This is a genomic window from Chitinibacter sp. FCG-7 (assembly GCF_040047665.1).
GTDB lineage: Bacteria > Pseudomonadota > Gammaproteobacteria > Burkholderiales > Chitinibacteraceae > Chitinibacter > Chitinibacter mangrovi.
Map to the genome: position 1 here is coordinate 58,486 of NZ_CP157355.1, position 20,567 is coordinate 79,052.

19 protein-coding genes are annotated in these 20,567 nt (G+C 56.4%); 8 read left to right on the forward strand and 11 right to left on the reverse strand.

Features of this window, described 5'->3' with window-relative positions; genetic code table 11:
- Positions 1-89: 89 nt before the first annotated feature.
- The 5 genes from ABHF33_RS00250 to ABHF33_RS00270 all read right to left on the reverse strand — a co-directional run bounded on the left by ABHF33_RS00250 (position 90) and on the right by ABHF33_RS00270 (position 5,652).
- Positions 90-926 carry a Stp1/IreP family PP2C-type Ser/Thr phosphatase gene (locus ABHF33_RS00250; protein WP_348945085.1) on the reverse strand — a complete coding sequence of 279 codons (837 nt, stop codon included), beginning with the start codon at positions 924-926 and terminating at the stop codon, positions 90-92.
- Positions 901-3,429: a CHASE2 domain-containing serine/threonine-protein kinase gene (locus ABHF33_RS00255; RefSeq protein ID WP_348945086.1), complete on the reverse strand. Its 2,529-nt coding sequence runs from the start codon at positions 3,427-3,429 to the stop codon at positions 901-903. The genes ABHF33_RS00250 and ABHF33_RS00255 overlap by 26 nt, the downstream gene beginning before the upstream one ends.
- 74 nt (positions 3,430-3,503) lie before the next feature.
- Complete coding sequence (mtgA, locus tag ABHF33_RS00260; protein WP_432803946.1) at positions 3,504-4,205, reverse strand: monofunctional biosynthetic peptidoglycan transglycosylase; 702 nt, start codon at positions 4,203-4,205, stop codon at positions 3,504-3,506.
- Between the two features lie 77 nt (positions 4,206-4,282).
- On the reverse strand, positions 4,283-5,119 hold the full coding sequence (gene aroE, locus ABHF33_RS00265) for a shikimate dehydrogenase (RefSeq protein WP_348945087.1): 837 nt from the start codon (positions 5,117-5,119) through the stop codon (positions 4,283-4,285).
- 80 nt (positions 5,120-5,199) lie between these two features.
- Positions 5,200-5,652: a rhodanese-like domain-containing protein gene (locus ABHF33_RS00270; protein ID WP_348945088.1), complete on the reverse strand. Its 453-nt coding sequence runs from the start codon at positions 5,650-5,652 to the stop codon at positions 5,200-5,202.
- Positions 5,653-6,038: 386 nt separating this feature from the next.
- Here ABHF33_RS00270 and glnA point away from each other — a divergent pair, with 386 nt between their 5' ends.
- Entirely contained in the window at positions 6,039-7,448 is a 1,410-nt protein-coding gene (glnA, locus tag ABHF33_RS00275) for a type I glutamate--ammonia ligase (protein ID WP_348945089.1), read from the forward strand.
- Positions 7,449-7,536: 88 nt separating this feature from the next.
- Here the strand turns inward: glnA and ABHF33_RS00280 are convergent, their stop codons facing one another.
- The 5 genes from ABHF33_RS00280 to ABHF33_RS00300 all read right to left on the reverse strand — a co-directional run bounded on the left by ABHF33_RS00280 (position 7,537) and on the right by ABHF33_RS00300 (position 12,903).
- Positions 7,537-7,842 carry a DUF2218 domain-containing protein gene (locus ABHF33_RS00280; RefSeq protein ID WP_348945090.1) on the reverse strand — a complete coding sequence of 102 codons (306 nt, stop codon included), beginning with the start codon at positions 7,840-7,842 and terminating at the stop codon, positions 7,537-7,539.
- Between the two features lie 23 nt (positions 7,843-7,865).
- A complete protein-coding gene (locus tag ABHF33_RS00285) occupies positions 7,866-8,636 on the reverse strand; it encodes an ABC transporter ATP-binding protein (RefSeq protein ID WP_348945091.1) in 771 nt (256 codons plus the stop codon).
- Between the two features lie 3 nt (positions 8,637-8,639).
- A complete protein-coding gene (locus tag ABHF33_RS00290; RefSeq protein ID WP_348945092.1) occupies positions 8,640-9,722 on the reverse strand; it encodes a FecCD family ABC transporter permease in 1,083 nt (360 codons plus the stop codon).
- Positions 9,719-10,840 carry an ABC transporter substrate-binding protein gene (locus tag ABHF33_RS00295; protein WP_348945093.1) on the reverse strand — a complete coding sequence of 374 codons (1,122 nt, stop codon included), beginning with the start codon at positions 10,838-10,840 and terminating at the stop codon, positions 9,719-9,721. Before ABHF33_RS00295 ends, ABHF33_RS00290 begins: the two co-directional genes overlap by 4 nt.
- Positions 10,841-10,926: 86 nt before the next feature.
- Positions 10,927-12,903: a TonB-dependent receptor domain-containing protein gene (locus ABHF33_RS00300; protein WP_348945094.1), complete on the reverse strand. Its 1,977-nt coding sequence runs from the start codon at positions 12,901-12,903 to the stop codon at positions 10,927-10,929.
- A gap of 161 nt (positions 12,904-13,064) precedes the next feature.
- Between ABHF33_RS00300 and ABHF33_RS00305 the strand changes: the two genes are divergently transcribed.
- The 7 genes from ABHF33_RS00305 to ntrC all read left to right on the forward strand — a co-directional run bounded on the left by ABHF33_RS00305 (position 13,065) and on the right by ntrC (position 20,123).
- The gene (locus tag ABHF33_RS00305) at positions 13,065-14,006 is read left to right on the forward strand and encodes a helix-turn-helix transcriptional regulator (RefSeq protein WP_348945095.1); all 942 of its coding nucleotides are present in this window, start codon (positions 13,065-13,067) and stop codon (positions 14,004-14,006) included.
- 203 nt (positions 14,007-14,209) lie between these two features.
- Positions 14,210-15,721 carry a GGDEF domain-containing protein gene (locus ABHF33_RS00310; protein ID WP_348945096.1) on the forward strand — a complete coding sequence of 504 codons (1,512 nt, stop codon included), beginning with the start codon at positions 14,210-14,212 and terminating at the stop codon, positions 15,719-15,721.
- A gap of 168 nt (positions 15,722-15,889) precedes the next feature.
- Positions 15,890-16,510: an HAD family hydrolase gene (locus ABHF33_RS00315; protein ID WP_348945097.1), complete on the forward strand. Its 621-nt coding sequence runs from the start codon at positions 15,890-15,892 to the stop codon at positions 16,508-16,510.
- A gap of 25 nt (positions 16,511-16,535) precedes the next feature.
- Positions 16,536-16,835, forward strand: a complete 300-nt coding sequence (locus ABHF33_RS00320; protein ID WP_348945098.1) for a SelT/SelW/SelH family protein — start codon at positions 16,536-16,538, stop codon at positions 16,833-16,835.
- 37 nt (positions 16,836-16,872) lie between these two features.
- Positions 16,873-17,364: a DUF4124 domain-containing protein gene (locus ABHF33_RS00325; RefSeq protein ID WP_348945099.1), complete on the forward strand. Its 492-nt coding sequence runs from the start codon at positions 16,873-16,875 to the stop codon at positions 17,362-17,364.
- 297 nt (positions 17,365-17,661) lie between these two features.
- A complete protein-coding gene (glnL, locus tag ABHF33_RS00330; protein WP_157314745.1) occupies positions 17,662-18,711 on the forward strand; it encodes a nitrogen regulation protein NR(II) in 1,050 nt (349 codons plus the stop codon).
- 17 nt (positions 18,712-18,728) lie between these two features.
- Positions 18,729-20,123, forward strand: coding sequence for a nitrogen regulation protein NR(I) (gene ntrC / locus ABHF33_RS00335; RefSeq protein ID WP_348945100.1), 1,395 nt, complete (start codon positions 18,729-18,731; stop codon positions 20,121-20,123).
- Positions 20,124-20,224: 101 nt separating this feature from the next.
- Here the strand turns inward: ntrC and ABHF33_RS00340 are convergent, their stop codons facing one another.
- On the reverse strand, positions 20,225-20,524 hold the full coding sequence (locus ABHF33_RS00340; protein ID WP_348945101.1) for an STAS domain-containing protein: 300 nt from the start codon (positions 20,522-20,524) through the stop codon (positions 20,225-20,227).
- Positions 20,525-20,567: the final 43 nt, after the last annotated feature.

Below are 20,567 nucleotides of genomic sequence, written 5' to 3' on the forward strand. Positions count from 1 at the left end.
GTTAGTCACCGGGATCGCTTGAGTATTGATGGCAGCGCTTGCTGGCACTTCATACGCAATCCCGGCGGAATTTGATCCATTCAACCTGGTCAGGCATTTCCACCAAACCAGCCAGTAACCTTGTTCCAGATTTTGCTTTCCACCTGAAAATCGCGAACGATTTTGATCAGGATAACCGAGATATTGTCACGCCCGCCTTCTGCGTTGGCATGCTCGATCAGGACATTACTGGCTTGGGGTAACTGGTCTTTAAAGATGCCGATCAATTGCGCTATTGAGTCGTCTTCGAGCATATCGCTTAAGCCATCAGAGCAAAAGAGATACACATCACCGACTTCAACCTCGTATTCGCGCAACTCGGTTTGCACCACTTCATTCACGCCCACCGCCCGGGTGACCAGATTTTTATACGGGGCGTGCCGTGCCTCTTCCAGACTCAGCAGACCGGCATCGATCTGCTCTTGCAAAAAAGAATGATCCTTGCTCAGCTGCACCAGCTGCTCGTTGCGCCAGCGGTAAGCACGCGAGTCACCCACGTGGGCCAGCGCCAGATGGTTATTATAAAACAGGCCCGCCACCACCGTTGTCCCCATCCCGGCGCACTGGGGATGCTCATGTGCGGTCTGGTAAATCAGGTTGTTGGCTCTGTCTATCGCCAGCAAGAGCATTTCATGCGCAATAGGCAACAAGCTACCAGCGGTCTTGATATGCGGCGGCGTGGCGGAGATTTGCGCGCGCATCAGCTCGGCAATCACTTCAATGGTAATGCCGCTGGCCACTTCGCCCGCGTTATAACCGCCCATGCCATCGGCCAGCACAACCAGCCCTAGGTCGGGGTCAAAGAAAATGGCGTCTTCGTTGTGCTCGCGCACCCTGCCCGTATCGGTGCGACCGGCAATCTCAAGGGCGCTCGACAGATTTCGCATTCGCGGCTCCTTTGATTGCTTCTTCTAGTTTGAGTAATACACTCGCCATATTGGCCCCTGTCTGAAAGCGTGCATCGGCATTTTTTTCCAAGGCTTTCATGATGATTTTAATAACGACCGCCGGGATTTTCGGATTGTAATTGCGCGGATCGGTTGGCGGCTGCTGGGTAATCCGGAACATCAACTCGGCCATCGACTCCCCGACAAACGGCAGATAACCCGTTAGCAGCTGATACAGCATCACGCCCAGTGAAAACAGATCCGAACGTCCGTCGATGTGTTTACCAGCCAGCTGCTCAGGCGACATAAACGACGGTGTGCCCAGCACCATACCGGTTTTGGTTTTGGACGAATCGGTAATGCGAGCAATACCAAAGTCGGTCACCTTGACCGTCCGGGTTTTCCGGTCGTACATCACATTGGCAGGCTTGATGTCGCGATGCACCACGCCAGCCTGATGCGCATAATCAAGCGCTTGCGCGATTTGCCGCACAATGGTGACCGCCTCCAGCAAAGGCAATAAATGGCCTGGCTTGGTATACGGGGTCAGGTCTTCACCGGCCAGAAATTCCATCGCGATATACGCCAGATCATGCTCTTCGCCAGCGTCAAAAATCGTCACGATATTCGGATGATTCAAGCGCCCGGCAGTTTCGGCCTCGCGAAAAAAACGCTCGCGCGCTTCGGCGAGCAAATCGGCTTCAAACTCCAGCGACAAGGCCATGGTTTTGATTGCAACGCTGCGGGAAATTTTGGGGTCTTTCCCCAGATAAACCGTCCCCATCGCGCCCTTGCCCAGCTCTTTTTCCAGCTGGTAGCGCCCCAGCATCGGCTTGACGACATCGCCATCGAGCAAAATCTGTGTTCCGCCTTGTGCGCCCGCGCCCAGAATCACCGTTTCGGACATCTGCCTTGCGGTTTTCATTTTTTCTGCCAGATCACGATACTGCGGATCATGTGCATGCATCAGACGGTAAACCGACTCAGCCTTATTAAACTGGCGTTTGCGCTCAAAATCGAGCGCCAGATTGTACATGACTTCCATCATGCCCTCGTCGAGCGGCACCCGGCGCAGCTTGTCAAACGCCATATCGAGCTGCCCCTGATTTTGCAGCGCCAGACCCAGCATGCGGTTTGATTCGGCCGATTCAGCCGACGACTTTTCCTCGCGCGCTTCGGTGAGCAGAAAATGCTTGGTCGTCAGCGCCAGATGCCCGATCAGCAGCAAGCAGGCCGGTGCCATCATTGGCAGCCAGAGCATGGCCGAATACATCATCAGGTATTGCCCCGCAAGCAAGGCCAGCAAAGCGCCAGCGGTCGATACTGCCCCGGCTTGCGCACGAAGCCGCGGCAATACCATTACCAGATACAAGGCCACCAGCAAGACCAGCGCCACAGAAAACCAGACCGCCCACGCCGGAGTACGATACACCTGCTGTTCAAGCAAGGCCGAAATCGCTTGCGCCGTCATCACCACCGGGCTACTGCTGGCCTCCACTGGCGTGCTCAAGGTGTCACCCAGGCCAGGCGCGGTAACGCCGATCAGTACAATTTTGTCGCGATATTTGCTGGCCGCAATTTTGCCCGCCAGCACGTCGTAAAACGAATCCACCACAAACACTGGCTGGCCCTGCTGATCAGCATAAAAATGTGGGAAGACCTGCGCTTCAGGCGTAGTAGGCCAGCGCAAGGAGCCCAGCTGCAGGCCACGCCCGAAATCGAGCCGGATTTGCCGCTGCGGCACATTCAACGCCTGGGCGCTGGCTTGCGTGAAAAAGCTGGGAAATAGCGCATCGTAATACACCAGCGCCAGCGGCAAGGCGCGCACAACGCCATCGGCATCCTGATCAAACACCAGCGGTGCCACCGCTTTGGCGGCTTCACCGATTTCCGGCACCGGCACCACCGGCATAATCACCGAGCGCGGCTGGCCGCGAGCGGGGTCGCCCTCGGCATCGATTTCCTGGCGCAAAATAAAATCGGGCAGCTCGGCGTCCGGGCTGCCGCTTTGTGCGCCCAGCGAATACAACATCGGCAGCATCACATTGCCTGCCTTGCCAATGCTGGCGGCCAGCTGCTGATCGACATTCAGTTTTTCAATGTTTTGCGCCAGCTCGGCGGGCAACTCGGGAGGGTAATAGTCGGGCTGGGCGGCCACTTTTTCGGCCAGTTGCTGCAGATAATCGAGGCCACGATCACGCTGCGGTTCGGTAAAAAACACTGTGGATAATATTTGCGACGCGCCAGCGGCGTGCAGCTGATCAATCAGTCGGGCATGAATATCGCGCGACCACGGCCAGCGCCCCAGATTATCCAGGCTGGTCTGATCAATACCGATGATGGCAATGCGGGTTGACGGTGCGCGGCTAATCCAGCGCATGCTCTGATCATAGGCCTTGCTTTCCAGATCACGGATCAGCGGCGTGGTTTGCCACAGCAAGGCAAACAGCACGACGACAATCAGCCCCACCGCCCAGTCACTGCGCCAACCTTTCAAAGTCATGCTCATCCTCGTTTTCTCGTGTGGCGTTTGCAGTAGGCCAGTTCCAGCAGGCCAGTCATTGCGGTACGGATCAATTACGGTATATCGGCGTAAGCCATCCGGCGCTGAATGATGGCGCTTTTTCGCAGCAAGCGGCGATCATTGCGGTGCGTATCGTAGTAACGCGGATTGGTCACCATCGCCGCCATTTTGGCCGCTTGCGCGCGGCCAAGCCGCTGGGCGCTGGTTTTATAGTAGTGACGCGCCGCAGCTTCTGCACCAAAAACGCCGTCACCCCATTCGATGACATTTAAGTACACCTCAAAAATCCGGCGCTTATCCCATGCGGTCTCGATCATCACGGTAAGGATCGCCTCTTCCACCTTGCGTAAGGGGTTGCGGCTGCCGGATAGAAACAGATTTTTGGCCAATTGCTGACTGATCGTCGAGCCACCGGCGACAATTCGCCCTTTCTTGATGTTTTTTTCCCACGCCGTTTGCATGCCTTCCCAGTCAAAGCCTTCGTGATCGAGAAATTTGGCGTCTTCAGAGGCGACCAGCGCGCGTTTCAAATTGGGCGAAATTTTGTCGTAATCGACCCACTCGAATTTCAATTGCGCTTCGGGATTGGTCTCTTGCAAACGTTCAAGCTGGACATTCATAAATGCGGTGTCGCTCGGATTAATCCAGCGCCACGCAATAATATGCAGCAACATCCACAGATTCCAGGCCAGAAACAGCGCCAGCAGCAGCAAGACGCCGCGCCCTATCCAGCCAGCCATACTGATATTTTTCATCTTAAACCAACAGGGGTATTACCCCAAAAAGCAATTAATACAAGACCTACAGAGCAATACCCATTGTAGCCATGGAGTTACAGCTGGGTGCGCATCCAGTCCAGCACGGGCGCGACATCAGGGCGCAGGCCAGTCCACACATGAAACGCCTCGGCTGCCTGCCCCACCAGCATGCCCAGACCATCAACGCGCTGCGTCACGCCCGCCTCGCGCACCTGAGCCAGAAACGGCGTTTCATCCTTGCCATACATCATGTCGTAAGCGAGGGCACCCGGCGCAAAGACTGAATCGGCAATCGGCAAGCGCTCGCCGCCAAGACTGGCGGAGGTGGCGTTGATGATCAGATCAAACTGGCCGGAAATCGCGGTGTATTCACAAGCTTGCAAAGGAATCGGCGTATTGCGTTGAAAATGCTCAATCAGATTTTGCGCCTTACTCAAGGTACGGTTCGCCAGCGTCAGACTTGCGGGGGGTTGCGCCAGCAAGGGGAGTATCACGCCACGCGCCGCGCCGCCTGCGCCCAGCAGCAAGATACGCCTACCCCGTATATCGGTATGGCGCAGGACATCGGCCACCAGACCTGCTCCGTCGGTATTGTCACCCAGCCAGCTACCATCGCTTTGCAGTTGCAAGGTATTGACCGCTCCTGCGGCTTGGGCTCGTTCGCTCAAAGTGCTTGCCAGACGAAAAGCTTCTTCTTTAAAAGGCACCGTTACATTCGCGCCACGCCCGCCTGCGGCGGCAAAGTCATTCACACTGACCGCAAAGCCATCCAGCGGCGCGAGCAGTCGCTCGTATGAAAAGCCCTCAACGACAGGATGACCCGCAAACTGCGCTGCAAATGCAGCGTGAATCTGGGGCGATTTGGAATGGGCAATCGGGTTGCCGATCACAACATAAGTTGCTTGGGTCATGGGTTAGATCGCGGCACAAATAAAAAGTGAGGCGTAGTTTACACTGCACGCCTCACGCCTTACACCTTTGCCGTCACAAATTAGCCTTGTTTCCATGGCAAGCCAGCGGCTTGCCAGCCGTTTTTGTGGCCGCGCTGCTCGTTTTCGTCCTTGTCGCCCTCAAAGCCTTCCAGAATATTCATCGCCGCGGCATAGCCATGCTGCGTGGCCAGAATGGCGGCATCGTGCGAGCGCGCACCAGAGCGGCACAAAAACATCACTACCGCTTCCGGGTCGACCTTGGTTTTAAGCTGCGTCAGGAAATTGGGATTACTGGCCATGCCCGGATACGATTTCCACTCAATCAGCTCGGCCTGCGGCACCACGCCCACCCATTGCCATTCCGCATGCGTGCGCACATCAACAATATGCACGGCAGGCAAAGACTGCACTAAAGCCCAGGCCTCGGCGGGCGTAACGGCACCGGCATAGGGCAAACCGGCGCTCTGGGCGCGGGCACGGGCGGTTTGGAGAATTTCATTGGCTTGACTCATACATCACCTTTCTATGGATTGACTCGCAAGCAGGGCTTGATCGGCCTCCATTCTATGGCGCGAGCAGCTGATGCGCCAAGCAATCAACACCACCCTGCAAGGACAAATGTGCCGACAAGGGCTACCAAGAGCACCGTGCAATTAAAATGCACCATAACAGTGCAAAAATCAGCTCAATGCACCACGATTTATCACCAACAAGAAGCATGCGCGAACGCAAATACTTGTGGCACAATAGCTGGTAGCTGTTTTACCGCTTGGCACGGTTTGTGCTTGTAGTAACGCCGTCCAGTGCGCAGCAGCGCACACGCAGCAAAATGACGCGCAACAGCGCACATGCAATATCCCATTTCCTGTTTTCACTTGTCCCAACTAGGAGCGACAACATGGCTGTAGCCGACGTTCTCAAGCTTATTAAAGATAACGACATCCGTTTCGTTGATCTGCGCTTCACCGACACCATCGGTAAAGAGCAACACGTAACTGTTCCTTCACACGTCGTTGATGAAGAATGGTTCGAAACTGGCCACGCATTCGATGGTTCATCGATCGCCGGCTGGAAAGGTATTCAAGCTTCAGACATGTTGCTGATGCCAGATGCATCAACTGCTAAAATCGACCCGTTCTTTGACGAACCAACTGTGTTCATCACTTGTGACGTTCTCGAGCCAGCAACTGGTAAAGGTTACGATCGTGACCCACGCTCTTTGGCTAAACGCGCTGAAGCCTACCTGAAAACTTCAGGCATTGGTGATACTGCATTCTTCGGTCCAGAGCCAGAATTCTTCATTTTCGACAACATCCGTTGGAACACTGACTTGTCAGGTACTTTCGTTAAGATCGGCTCTGACGAAGGCGCTTGGGCTACTGCTGACGAACCAGCAGGCGGCAACCTGGGTCACCGTCCACGCGTTAAAGGCGGCTACTTCCCAGTTCCTCCAGTAGACAGCCACCAAGACATCCGCGCAACGATGGTGATCGTGCTGGAAGAATTGGGCGTGCCAGTTGAAGTATTCCACCATGAAGTAGCGAATGCCGGTCAAAATGAGATCGGTACTAAATTCTCTACTTTGACTCAACGTGCTGACTGGACTCAGATCCTGAAATACGTTGTGCATAACGTGGCTCACCAGTACGGCAAAACTGCAACGTTCATGCCAAAACCAGTCGTTGGCGACAATGGCTCAGGCATGCACGTTCACCAGTCTATCTGGAAAGACGGCAAAAACTTGTTCGCAGGTAACGGCTACGCTGGCCTGTCTGAAACTGCCCTGTTCTACATCGGCGGTATCATCAAGCACGCTAAAGCACTGAACGCGATCACCAACCCAGGTACTAACTCGTACCGTCGTTTGGTTCCTCACTTCGAAGCGCCAGTTAAATTGGCTTACTCTGCGAAGAACCGTTCTGCTTCAATCCGTATTCCTCACGTTTCTAGCGACAAAGGTCGTCGTATCGAAGCGCGTTTCCCAGATCCATTGGCTAACCCATACCTGTGCTTCGCAGCATTGCTGATGGCCGGTTTGGATGGTATCCAGAACAAGATCCATCCAGGCGATCCAGCTGACAAGAACTTGTACGACTTGCCACCAGAAGAAGACAAACTGATCCCTACCGTTTGCGCGTCTCTGGACGAAGCACTGGCAGCACTCGATGCAGACCGCGAGTTCTTGACTCGTGGCGGCGTATTCACTGATGAGTGGATCGATAGCTACATCGAACTGAAAATGAACGACGTAACTCGTTCACGTATGAACGTGCACCCAGTTGAGTTCGATATGTACTATTCTCTGTAATCAACTTCAGCCTGCGCTTGCGCAGGCTGATTGATACACAAAACCCGCATCCAGCCTGGCTGGTGCGGGTTTTTTATTGCTCAGTGTTTCAGTTATTTATGGCCATTGGTGCACCATTCACCACCCGCCATGGCAGTGCGGGGTCGGGGGTACGGGTCATTAGTTGCAGGTGATGCTCAACGACGCTTTTCAGTATTTCCAGTTGCGCCTCCTCCTGCGCACAGAGGCGGAAACACAGCTGGTTTTCGCTGGCGGCCAGCTGCAACTCGCCAAAGTCAAAATAGGCCACGCCATGCTCGGCATCAAAATCGACGCGGATTTTGCGGGCAAAGTGTTTGCACAGCTTAAAGAGGTATTGCTTTGCAAGGCTTGTATCTACTTGGGTTTCAACCATTACCATATCTGGGTATCTCATTATTAAGCCCGAACCAATTGGTCGAGCACGAAAATCGGGCGGCCTTGCGAGCATTGCTCGACCCGGCCACTAATGTCATACACTTGCGCGAGCAAATCCGGCGTCAGCACTGCCAGCGGCGCACCATCGGCGGCGCATTGGCCGTGGTGCAGCACGATGATCCGGTCGCAGCAGCGCAGCGCCAGATTCAGGTCGTGCAGCGCCAGCAGTGCAATACTGTTGCGCTCGCGCACATCGCGGCGGATGGCTTCCACCAGCGCCAGCTGCCAGTGCAGATCGAGCGCGCTATTGGGCTCATCCAGCAGCATGAGCTCGGGCTGGCGAGCCAGCAATTGCGCCAGCGCCACCATCTGCCGCTGCCCGCCTGACAAGGTAGCGAGCGGGCGCATTGCCAGCGTACTGAGCTGCAATTGCGCCAGATAGCTGGCAATCCGCGCTTCAGCCTCGCGCCGGGGCAAACCCAAGGTCAGCAAGCCGCCCAGCAGCAGCTCGTACACCGTGAGTCCAGCTGCCTGCGGCAAGCTCTGTGGCAGCAAGGCGATACGGCGGCAGCGCTCGTCGTGTGATAGCGCGGCTATGGCCTGCCCGTGCAAGCTGATCTGCCCTTGCGCACGCAATAGCCCAGCAATGGCATGAATCAGCGTCGATTTGCCCGCGCCATTAGGGCCGATCAGCGCCGTCACGCTGCCGGGCGCTAAAGGCGCAAGACTCAAGCCGGGAATAACAGGGGTATTACCTCGCAATACCTTGATACTATTGATGTGCAGACTCATACTCTAGGCTCTCCGTTTCAAAATCAGCGCAATCAGCACCGGCACACCCACCAACGCGGTGACAATGCCAATCGGGATCAGCAGCCCCGGCACCAGCGTTTTGCTGGCAATCGACGCTAGCGAGAGCATCAGCGCGCCACATAGCATGCTGGCAGGCAGGAAAAAACGATGTTGCTCGCCCACCAGCAGGCGCGCGATATGTGGGCCAACCAGTCCGACAAAACCAATCGTGCCGACAAAAGCCAGCGCTACCGCGGTGAGCAGGCTCACTTCGATCAGCACCCGCCAGCTAAGCCGCTCCACCTGCACGCCCAGACTGGCGGCGTGCATAGCGCCTCCGCGCAATAAGGTGAGCGCCCAGGCGCGGCGCATCGCCAGCACAAAGCACAGCAGCAGCACTGCCGACACAATCGCCACATGCAGCAAAGTGGCACGCCCCAGATTGCCCATCGACCAGAACACAATCTGCTCCAGCGCATTGGCGTCGGCCAGAAATTGCAGCAGCCAGACCAGCGCCTCCAGCGCAAACAGCAAGGCGATACCAAACAGCACCAGCGTATCGCTGCCGCCGCCGTGGGCGCGGCTCAGCAGCAAAATCAGCCCGGTAGCGGCCAAAGCCAGCGCAAAGGCCCCCAAGGGCAGCAAGATTTCGTGCGGCAATGCAAAGCTCAGGTGATGCTCAAACACAATCACCAGCGAAGCGCCCAAAGTTGCAGCGGCGGCGACGCCCAGCGTAAACGGGCTGGCCAGCGGATTATTCAGCACCGTTTGCAGCTGCGCGCCACCCAGCCCCAGCGCACCGCCGACCACCAGCGCCATTAGCGCGTACGGCAAACGCACGTCAAAAATCACCACGCGCAAGCTATCGTCCATCGACGCCGGATTAAGCACCCCCGCCAGCACGACAGACAATGGAAAACTCGCGCTACCGCTGGCCAGATCGGCGGCCAGACTCAGCACCAGCAGCAAGAGCAAACCCAGCAGGCACAGCACCCGCCAGCGATTTTGCTGGCGGTATTGCCGCGCCAACACGCCCTGCTCTGCATCAACGTGTGCATCCAGCACTGTGGCATGTATCGCACTCATAAGCCTGCCTCAACCCAGAAGGTGCCAGCCAGCGGTACCGGCTGAAAGCGTTGGTAAAACTGCTGCAGGCTGGCTTGCGGGTTTAAATGGGCAAATTGCTGCGGGTACAGCCATTTGGCCATCACCTGCACGGCAATCACATTGGCGGCACTGTAATTAAACTGATGCGACAGCGCGTAGGCGCGGCCACTTTGCACAGCCTTGAGCTGGGCAAACCCCGTGCGGCTCAGGGCGCGCCGCAAGCTGGCCTGCGCAGTAGCGCGATCAATGCCCGCGCCCAGCGCAATGCGCGGACTGCGCGGGTCGCGCGCAGTGTTCGGATTGCCAATGCCGGTGCCGATATACACTTCGGGCTGTTGCTGCAGCAAAAACTCCAGGCTCACCGTGCCATGCGCACCGGGGACGATGGCGTTGGCGATATTGTCGCCGCCCGCCGCGACAACAAAAGTGCCGAGCATGCCGTGCGTCAGCGTTTCGCAGCAGCTATTACCCAGCCCGACGCGGCTTTCCAGAAACACCGTGGTTTTGCGCGGCAGCTTGGTCAGCCCTGCGGTGACCTTGGCCATTTCGCCACGATAAAATGCGAGGTATTGCTCTGCAGCCTTCTGCCTACCTAGCACCTGGCCTAATACCTCGATGCTTTTTTCTGTATTGCGCAGCGGGTCTTTATTAAAATCCACATACACCACCGCAATACCTGCTTTGGACAAACGCTGCATCGTGGCTTGATCGTTCAGATCCGGCCCATGCCCGCCCAGACTGAAAATTGCCAGTTGCGGCTTGAGCGCAATCGCTTCTTCAACGCTAAAGCTCTGGCTACTGCGCCCCAGCCGGGTAATCTGATCCAGATTCGGATAGGCCTTGCGGTATTGCGCATAGCTGCCAGGATCAAGCTGCTCAAAATCACCCAGCATGCCAACCACCCGCTTGGCGGGTAATTCCCGATCCAGAATCGCCAGACTCGACAGCATGCGCCCTTCGCCCAGAATAATCCGCTCGACCTTGGCCGGAATCGGCACCGTGCGCCCCGCCAGATCGACCACCGTGGCGGCCTGCGCAATCGTCGCAGTGAGTAATAGGCTGGCCAATGCCAGCCAGCTTTCTAGTTTTAATTTCATTTTCTTTAGATCCCCAAATAGGTCAATGCCACAAACAGGAAAGCCACCGGCGCACCGGTGGCATTTGCTCAGTTTTAAACCTTCATTTAGAACTGCCAGCTCGCTTCAAGACGTACATCACGCCCCGGCTCGGCGTAGCCCAGCACCTTGCCCTGCCAGCCGTTGTAGGCGTAAGTGGCCTGATCGTAGTAATGCTGATCAAACAGATTTTTTACCGTCAGATTCAGGCGCAATGTGTCCTTGGCCAGCGGTTTCCAGCTAACAAAGACATCGTGCACGCCGTAACCAGCCTTGGTTTGCTCGCGCTGAGCGCCCACCGGCAGGTAAGGCATAGACTCGACGAATCGCCCCAGCCAGCCTAGCTCGACGCGCTGCGCGGGCAGCTGATACGCCACTTTGCTCACCCAGGTACGCCCGGTGCGTGTACCCAAGCCCAGATCGGCGTCGCTGAATTTGCGGCCATCAAGCTCGGGGCGGCTATCGGCCACGCTTAATCCCAGCGTGAGATCGCCCCACTGGTAGCCCGCCGCCAGCTCATAGCCATCAATCGTGGCTTGCCCCAGATTGCCGCGGCAGCCGCCGCGTGCGCTGGCGCAACTAAACGTTGTAATAAAGTTGTCGATCACCTGGCGGTACACATTCCCGCTCACACTCAGGCCACCCTGCCGGTAGGCAAAGCCCAGCTCGGCGTTATCGGCTTCTTCGGCCTTGATATTGGGCAGATTTTTCCACTGCGCAATATCGAGCATAAAGGCCTCCTTCAAACCCACACCACGCAAGGCTTTGGCGTAGCCTGCCCGCAATTGCAGCGCATCGCTCGCCTGCCAGCGCAAGCCTACGCTGGGGCTCAGGCCATCACTGGCAAATTGCTGCAGATGATTGTCGGTGTACTGGTAATCGTCGTAGCGCACGCCACCGGTGAGCGTGAGCGTATTGAAATTGAGCTCACCTTCGACATAGCCACCCCAGACGCGCATGTTTTCGCGTCCGTTTCCAGTCAGGCCATACGGATTGGCGATACGCTGTGCGGCCGATTTTTCCTCGCGCCAGTTCACGCCGTATTTGAGCAGATGCTCGCCCAAGGCTTGCTTGAGCTGCAGATCGGCGCCGGTGGTGGTGAGCGTTTCGCCCCAGTTGCGGCCTTTTTTATTGGTGCGCTCGCTATCGACTTGCGAGCGATACACGGTGGCATTGAGCGCATCAATCCAGCCCAGCTGCTGCGCCTGATAATTGAGCGTGGCGGTATCGCGATCCAGACTTTGCGGGATGGCGTCATTGGGCAGCACCGGATGCGCAAAGCCGACCATATTGGCACGCGCCGTGCGTACACCTTCGTCGCTGCTGCGCTGGAAACTGGCGACCAGACGCTGCTGCTCGCTCAATTGCAGCCCCAGTTTGGCCAGATAATTGGCTTGCTCGGTGGCCGAGTTGGCGACAGTCTGGCCATTGCCAGCCTGATAGTCTTGCGTGCGCATCGTGGTGGCTGCCAAAAGCGCATCGACCTTGCCCACTTTGCCATACACATTGGCGCTACTGCGCCAGCCTTCATTGCTAAACACACTGGCAGTGACGCTGCCGCCCACTTGCTGACCGGGGCGCAGCATATCGAGTGCCGAGACAGTTTCGTAGCGGATGGCGCCACCCAAAGCACCGGGCCCGGCGCTGGCCGAGGCTGTGCCTTTTTCGACTTCAACACGCTTGATCAACTGCGGATCCAGAATCAGTGCAGTCTGGTGGTGATACACCTTGCTATTGATCTGCGCGCCATCAACGCTCAGATTGAGCAAAGATTCTTCCATGCTGCGGATATACATTTTCTGCGCAATCGGATTGCCACCGCCACCGACGCTGATTTCGGCATCAGCCTTAAACACATCGCTCAGATTTTGCGCCTGCTGTTCAATCAGTGCCTGCCGAAGCAGCGTGTCATCTTGCGTCGGCGTGCTGGCACTCACCTCCACCGGAGCCAGCTGGGCTTCATCCTGCGCCCAGCCCGGTGCGGCCAAACCCAGTGCAATGGCCAGAGTCAGCAAATGGCGGGGGAACGGCGGTTTTTGCGGCATATCAAGTCTTCCTAAAAAAACGGGGTATTACGGCTAACCCGACTATCAGTTGAGAATAATTATCAATACAATGGCGTCATTGTCGCAATTCCGAAAACCGCGCGCTTTTGCGAACGACAATTTTTTGTTTGCAAATTGTTTAGATAAAGATCAAGCAGCTCATGGGAAAACGAGAAGACGTATTGGATGCCGCCAATCTGCGCTGGCATCAACAGGAGCACCGCTATTCGGTGTGGCATGAGAAAGAAGCCGTAATGGAAGGCACTATCATTGAGCAGGAATTGCGGCCCGGCTTATGGCTGCACGGCACCGAAGTGGATTTTCATCGCAAAATGAGCGGTGGCGGCCAGATCAACCCGGGCTTGAAGCTGATCATCATGTTGCAAGGCCAGGTCGAGGCGCATTTCGACCGGCGAGCGGTGCAGCTGGGTGGCGCGCAGAGTAATTGCGTTTTGCTCAATACCGGCCACTCAGCCCTACCCTACGAGCGTGTAACAACAAATACCGGACTGCACCGGCAACTGGTGCTCACGTTCAGCCCGCAGTGGCTGGCTCAGTCCGGGCTGGACAATATTGCCGACGCGACTGATTTACAAGCCTGGCCGCACAGCATGCTGGCTAGCCGCAGCACGGCCGCATCTCCGCAAATGCTGGCTTTGGCCGCGCAACTGATCGACTCGGGCGCAGAAAAACAGCCTTTACTGCAACTAGAGCGGGAAAATCAGGCGCTGTCGCTGTTGCTGGCGGTATTGCACAATAATACTGGCGCACAGCGAAAACTGGCGCCGCGCGCCCAGCACAGGATCACCCAGTTGCTGGAGCTGCTGCACGCCGATCTGGCGCAGGAATGGAGTCTGTCGCAGCTGGCGCAAACGCTGGGCAGCAATCCGACCACATTGCAGCAACAGTTTCGTCTGGTCACCGGGCACAGCATTGCCAGCTATATCCGGCGTCAGCGCATGGAGCAAGCCTGCGAGCAGTTGCGCGCTGGGATGTCGGTGACCGATGCGGCGCTGAACGCGGGCTATAATTCACCCGCCAATTTTGCCACTGCGTTCAAGCGCCAGTTTGGCTTTAATCCCAGCCAGATTCGTAAAGGCTGAGTGCCACTCTCCGCCATGTCTTGCCAAATCAGGCTTGCGCTGGGGCAAAAAACCAACAATCGCCACAGCCGCCACAAGACAAAGCGGACTCTCCCTTCTAGTATGACAATGAAGAGCCACCCCAATACCATCCAAACGGGCGCTCCATCTTGCGACAAGCCCGGACCGATAGTGACACCTACCCGGCAAAACACTGGCCAACCATGAACTTCATTCACTCCATTCGCACTGCGCTCATCCTGATGCTGATGTACATCGGCGCAGGCTTGTGGAGCATTCAGCTGGGCAGCCTGAACGGCGGCAATCTGGCCGTGATGTGGCTGGCCTCGGGAATTGGCCTGATTATCATGATACATATGGGGCGTATTGCTCCCTACCTCGTATTTTTATCCAGCTTTGCAGTCAATACCCCATTTTATATTGGCAAGGCCGGATTGGATGCCCACGCGGTATTGCTGATCGGGCTGGCAACGGCGCTGATCGATATGTCGCAATCGCTGATCGCCCGCAACTATTACCAGCAATTTGCCCAGAGTTACCCGCAAGAAAACGCCATCCCGGCCACCGTACTGCCGCGCTACTGGCTGCAGATCAGCCTGATTCCAGCGGCGTTCACTTCGCCGCTGCTGGTGCTACTACAGCATCACACCGGCTTGATGCACCACGCAGGGGTGCTGGAGCTAGGGCAAAGCATGCTCTCGCTAACGCTGAGCGACACAGCGGGCATTCTGCTGCTGGTGCCGGTGTACCAAAGCTGGCTGGCAAAACGCCTCATCAGCACCCTCAAACAGGCCTGGCTACCCCTACTGGGGCTCACCCTGTTTCTGCTGCTGGCCTTGTGGCTGCGCGCTTTAATGATTTTGGTACTACCCATCATGCTGTATATCGCCGTGCGCTATCTGCAAGCGGGCGTAGGTCTGGCGCTATTGCTGATGTCGCAGCTGTGCGTCATTGGCACCGCACAAGGCTACGGGCAGTTTGCGAGCGGCTCTACCAGCTGGGCTTTTTTCAATTTGCAGATTTTCATCTTTGCCACAATGCTGACGCTGCAATACCTGGCCAGCATGCAACTGGAACTCAAGCAGCGCTATCAGGCGCTGGAATATGAAATTGCCCTGCGCACCGAAGCGCTGACCGAAGCGAATGGCCGCCTGCTGGAGCAAGCCACCACCGACGAGCTGACGCAAGTACCCAACCGGCGCGAATGGCAACGGCGCTGCGCGGAAGCGATTGTGCGCAGTCGGCGCTACAAGGACCCGCTCTCGATCATCATGCTCGATATTGATCACTTCAAGCGCATCAACGACGAGCATGGCCATTTGGCCGGCGATCTGCTGCTGAAATGCCTTAGCCAGCGCTGCAGCAAAAATTTGCGGGAAATCGATACCTTCGCCCGCTGGGGCGGTGAAGAATTTGTCATTCTGTTACCGGAAACCGACGAAGCGCACGCGCTGATCGTGGCCGAAAAACTGCGCCATGCCGTCGGCACCGAGCCGATACTGAGCGAGGGGCAAACGCCAATCTCGATTACGATCAGCCTAGGCGTCACCTCGCTGAGCATGATTGATCTGACACTGGACGATCTGCTGCGCCGCGCCGATGAAGCGCTGTATGCGGCCAAATCGGCCGGTCGCAATTGCGCCATCAGCTACGCCCAGCTGCGCACGCATTTTCTGCACGCCGACCCGGACGCAGACCCAAATCCAGAGGCATAAAATCGATAAGAATCGCTTCCGTCGGCAAGCGTTTTAGCAGCACCCAGCCCGCGACGCAAAGCCTCAGGCCACACCCATTACACCAGCGCCGCAAGGCATGAAAACGAAGTGTGAAAACTTTTGCCTTTGCACTTAGAATCGTGGTTTTCATTTGCCTAGGCTCAGAGCATGCAAGCGATTATTGTGTTCGATTTTGGCGGTGTACTGTTTGACTGGAACCCGGATTACCTTTATCAAAGCCTGATACCCGACGAGGCCGAGCGCGCAAGGTTTCTGGAGCATGTGTGCAATCCGGCGTGGAATATCGAGCAGGATAGAGGCCGCCCGATTGCCGAGGCGATTGCGATCAAGGCTACCGAATATCCACACTACGCCGAGCAGATCGCCGCTTTTTACCAGCGCTGGCCCGAAACATTACGCGGCCTGCTGCCCGAGGGCATGGCGCTGTATCAGGCACTTAAACAGGCGGGCTATCCGATTTTCGGCCTGACCAACTGGTCCGATGAAACGTTTCCCTACGCCTGGGAGAATTATCCATTTCTGCATGAGATCACCGACATCGTGGTATCTGGCCGTATCGGTTTAATCAAGCCGGATCCAGCGATATACCACACCATGTATCAACGTATCCTACAGCACTACCCGGAGGCCAAACCCGAGCAGCTGATTTTTATCGACGATGCCGCGCACAATGCGCAAGGCGCACGCAATGTGGGCTGGCAGGCCATTCACCACACCAGCGCAGGCGAAACGGCCGCACGTCTTCGCGAACTGGGTTTGGCGTTTTAATCAACACAGGAGCTGGAGTTTTAGAATGTCGAGCGAACACATCAACAAAGCACGCATCACCATTCACTACTGCACACAGTGCAACTGGATGCTGCGCAGCGCCTGGCTGGCACAGGAACTTTTGCACACCTTTGCCTTCGAAATCGGTGAAGTGGCTCTGCAACCGGGCACTGGCGGCATTTTTGTCATCCATTGCGACGGGCAACTGATCTGGGACAGAAAAATCGACGGTGGCTTTCCCGAGGCCAAGATACTAAAACAACGTGTGCGAGATCACATTGCCCCTGATAAACCATTGGGTCATTCAGACAGTGTGCCGCAGTAATTTCAAACTCCCCTCCAGACTGTGATACCTTACGGGCATGTACGCAAAATCGCTTTTTACCCTGTTGATCGCCTGTGCCAGCCTGCCAAGCTGGGCCGACATATACAAATATGTCGATGAAAACGGCCATGTCACCTTTACCAATACACCGATCAAAGGTGCGGTGCGCATCATGTCCGAGCCCAGCGCACCACGTCGCAGCAGTAGCGAAACCACGGTGCGCTCAAGCCAGCCGCGATCACCGTCGGTGTCAGTGCCCTCACCTGTTAATTTCCCCCGCGTAGACGCGGCCACTCAAAGAAGCCGCGACAGCAACCGCAAACAGATTCTGAACGACGAGCTGGCCAGCGAGCAGGCTTCGCTCAATGCCGCGCGCAAGGCGCTGCAGGAAGCCGATAGCAATCGCAGCGCAGAAGAAAAAAGCAATCCCAAACTCTATCTGGAACGAATTGGCCGCCTGCGCGAAACCATCGTCATGCACGAAAAAAATACCGCAGCCTTGCAGGCAGAGCTATCGCGAATGCGCTAAAGCAACACAAGCCAAAACAAAACGCACCTTTATGGTGCGTTTTTTGTATGCTTAAGTGCTGTCGCCGTGCATTTGAAGCATCAAGTGGTAGCGAATTTTGCACTCAATGCAATTGCAAGCAGCGCCACGCAAAACTGCACAGCACGTTCATACAGAAATTCGCTATCAAAGCAGTAACTTAAGGGCCAATCGCCATAACAAAGCCAAGCCGGCTCATTCGCGTGCAAAATAGTTGGCCTGACTTTTGCTAATAAAAATCAACTGCACACTCACCCCCATTCTGCCGTGGAGCCTCCCATGAGCCACCCTGCTTTTGCCGGCCTGGATTTTATCGATGCTGCCGTGATCGCGATTGATCAGGATTGCCTCGTTTGCTACGCCAATTCAAGCGCGAAAAGCCTGTTCAATCTACGCAGCGTTGAAGGCAATCACCTAGTGCACTATTTTGGCCACGACAGCGCAATCAGCACCGCGGCGCAAGCTGCGCTGCAACAGAATATCTCGATTATCGAGCACGAACTGATCGTCTTTGGTGCCGAGGGTGAAATGTATGTCACGCTCGAGGCCAGCCCGATCGAGTCACCCGCAGCCGCCTTGCTGCTGGAAATCCGCCGCATTGATCAGCAGCGCCGCATTGTGAACGAAGAGCGGCTGCAAGCGCAGCAACAAGCTAACCGCGAGCTGATTCGCAATCTGGCCCATGAAATCAAAAATCCGCTTGGCGGCATACGCGGCGCGGCGCAATTGCTGGCGCACGAGCTGCCTGACCCGCAGCTCAAGGAATACACGCAAGTGATCGTCGATGAAGCCGTGCGCCTGCAAAGCCTGCTTGATCGCCTGCTCACGCCGCATCGCTTGCCGCAGCTTAACCCGCTCAATATTCATGAAGTGCTCGAGCGCGTACGCAGCCTGGTGCTGGCAGAAACACCCAACGGCCTGGCCGTGCGGCGTGATTACGACACCAGCCTGCCCGATCTGATTGCCGATAAAGAGCAGCTGATCCAGTCGGTGCTCAATATCACCCGCAACGCCATTCAGGCCATGAGCGGAATTGGCGAAATCATCCTGCGCACCCGAATTGCCCGGCAGGTGACACTCAATCGCCGTCGCTACCCATTGGCGCTGCGCGTTGAAATTGTCGATAACGGGCCGGGCATTCCCGATCATTTGAAAGAAACGCTGTTTTATCCGCTGGTTTCCGGCCGTCCGGGTGGCACCGGCATCGGGCTACATCTGGCCCACACCTATGTCGCGCAACACCACGGCACGATTGAATTTGACAGCCGAGCCGGCCAGACCACTTTTACGATTATTCTGCCGCTTAACGCCTGGCAAAAACACGATTAAGAACGGAATACACCACCATGAATACAGTCTGGGTTATTGACGACGACCGCTCGATTCGCTGGGTTTTTGAAAAAGCCTTAAGCCGCGAGCAAATTGCGCACGCCACCTTCCCTTCAGCGACCGAAGCGCTAAACCGCCTATCGGTAGAACAACCGCAAGTGATTGTCAGCGATATCCGCATGCCGGGCGAATCCGGCTTGGCCTTGCTGGAGATGGTTAAACGCGACTGGCCACAGATTCCGGTCATTATCATGACTGCGCACTCGGATCTGGATAGCGCCGTATCGGCTTTTCAAGGCGGTGCTTTTGAATACCTGCCCAAGCCTTTTGACGTCGATCAGGCCATTGCACTGATCCGCCGCGCGCTGCAGGAGAGCGAACAGCTGAGCGAGCAGAGCGAACCCACGGCCAATGTGCCTGAGATGCTGGGGCAGGCTCCAGCGATGCAGGAGGTATTTCGCGCCATTGGCCGCCTGAGCCAATCAGCGGCCACGGTGATGATTACTGGCGAATCAGGCAGCGGCAAGGAGCTGGTTGCCCGCGCCCTGCATCGCCATAGCCAGCGCGCCAACAAGCCCTTTGTTGCAATCAATAGCGCGGCCATTCCGAAAGACCTGCTGGAATCCGAGCTCTTTGGTCACGAGCGCGGCGCATTTACCGGCGCCGATGCGCGCCGCGTCGGGCGTTTCGAGCAGGCCGAGGGCGGCACGCTGTTTCTGGATGAAATTGGCGATATGCCGCTTGATCTGCAAACGCGGCTGCTGCGCGTACTGTCCGACGGCTTTTTCTACCGGGTTGGCGGCCACCAACCAATCAAGGCCAATGTGCGCGTCATCGCCGCCACGCACCAGAACCTGGAAGACCGCGTCAAAGCCGGGCAGTTTCGCGAAGACCTATTTCACCGCCTCAATGTCATCCGCCTGCGCCTGCCTGCACTGCGCGAGCGCAGCCAGGACATTCCCTTGCTCGCCAAACATTTTTTGCAAAAATCGGCGCAGGAGCTGGGTGTGGAGAGCAAACGGCTTTCGGATGCTGCGATGGCCTGGCTGGCGAGCTTCCCTTTTCCGGGCAATGTGCGCCAACTGGAAAACGTCTGCCACTGGATTACCGTGATGGCGCCGGGGCAAGTGGTCGAAGCGGCCGATTTGCCACCCGAGCTAATCCAGACCGAAGGACACATTAATCTGCCGCTGGGCGATTGGCGACAAGCACTGAGTCAAGAGCTGACGTTACGCCTTACGCGAGGCGACGCGCGCATTCTGGATGAAATCATGCCTGCTTTTGAACGAACCGTGATCGAAGCAGCCCTGATACATACCGGGGGTAAACGTATAGAGGCCGCAGAGCTATTGGGCTGGGGTCGCAATACCCTTACTCGAAAAATTCAGGAGCTGGGCATGGATGAGGTGTGAGGTGTGAGGTGTGAGGTGTGAGGTGTGAGGTGTGAGGTGTGAGGTGTGAGGTGTGCAGGATTTTACACCTAACGCCTCACCCCTCTCGTCTTACCATTAACTCAGCGAATCTCGAAGATCTTGCCAAAGTTGGCAATATCGAGCACCGATTTCACCGTACCCTTGCAATTGATCAAGGTGACTTTGCGGCCACTGGCGCGCTCGTTCAGCAGCAGCAACATACCCAATGCAGCCGAGTCCATGTATTCAACGGCGTCGAAGTCGAGTTCAACCTCGGCCACACCTTCGTGCTCCAGCACGGTCGTCGTCGCCTGTTTGAATTCGCGATGAGACTCAAAAGTAAAATTACCAATCATCGCAATCCGGCCACGACCCTGGTCAAAACTGATTTCTGTTTGCATTGCTTGCCCCACTGACCCAAATATTCCGCAGAGTGAAAGTCTA